Source organism: Streptomyces pseudogriseolus, assembly GCA_002154585.1.
GTDB classification, from domain to species: domain Bacteria; phylum Actinomycetota; class Actinomycetes; order Streptomycetales; family Streptomycetaceae; genus Streptomyces; species Streptomyces pseudogriseolus.
On sequence record MUNG01000743.1, the window covers coordinates 1 to 1,033 of the forward strand.

Annotated in this window: 1 protein-coding gene; it reads right to left on the reverse strand. The window is 77.4% G+C overall.

Features of this window, described 5'->3' with window-relative positions:
* A partial coding sequence (locus tag CCN29_RS34495; RefSeq protein ID WP_143661483.1) for a maltotransferase domain-containing protein occupies nt 1–639 on the reverse strand: 639 nt, incomplete at its 3' end.
* Nucleotides 640–1,033 lie beyond the last annotated feature (394 nt).

Consider the following 1,033-nt stretch of genomic DNA (forward strand, 5'->3'; position numbering starts at 1 on the left):
CGTCAGCGCCGCCGCCAGCCGTGCAGGCGCCGGGCGCCCCGTGTCGCGCAGGGCGTCCACGGCCGCGCGCAGCACCTCCCGGTCACCGGACCCGGGCGCCTGCTCCGCCGCCCGCTCGTGCAGCCGGGCCCCCTCCTCCAGCACCACCTCGGTGTCCATGCCCGCCGGGATCTTGATCCGGGCGTGGTGCCGCCAGGTGGTGACCGGGTCGCCCCACGCCTCCACGGTGTACGTCCACAGGCCCGTCGTCGTCGGGGTGACGGTCGCCCCCCAGCGGTCCGTGCCGGGTGCCAGCTCCCGCATCGGCGTGAACGGACCCGGACGCCCCTCCGGGTCCTTCAGCACCACGTTGGCGGCCACCGCGTCGTGCCCCTCCCGGAACACGGTCGCCGTCACCTCGAACGACTCGCCCACCACCGCCTTCGCCGGCCGGCGGCCCTGGCGCACCAGCGGGCGGACGTCCAGCACGGGGATGCGTCCCACGGCGGTCCCGGGAGGCGCCGGTGCCGCGGGCGTGGCCGGGGCGGCCGGGGCGCGGCCGGTGGCGGCCGGCCTGCCGCGAGGGGCGCCGCCGGACGGTGTCCGGGGCGAGCGGGACGAGGGGGACGAGGGGGACGACGACTGGTGCTTGGCGGGCATGACCGCTCCTGTCCGCGTCAACGAGGGTGGGCGGATGACTGTGGGGAGGTGGGTCCTGCGATGTCTCAGTGGGGTGTACCCGCAGGAGCCTTCCCACACCGTTCGGGTGGGCAATCCGGCCCTTTGTTAACTACTCACGCGTATGTCGACACTCAAGACCGGCCGTGACCCCTCGGCGTCCGGCGGGTCCGGAGCGCGCCCGTCCTGGGCGCGTTCCCACCGGCTCGCGGGGGCCGGGGGCGCCTTGGAGCGCGCGAGGCGCTCCCGCGCACGCGGGCCCCGGGGTGTACGGGGTGTGCGCGCCGTGGGTACGCCGCCCGCCGCCCCCGCTGACCAGCGGCTCCGTCGTCCGCACCCGCCTGCCGCCGCCCCGGGGTGCGGACGACGGAGCCGC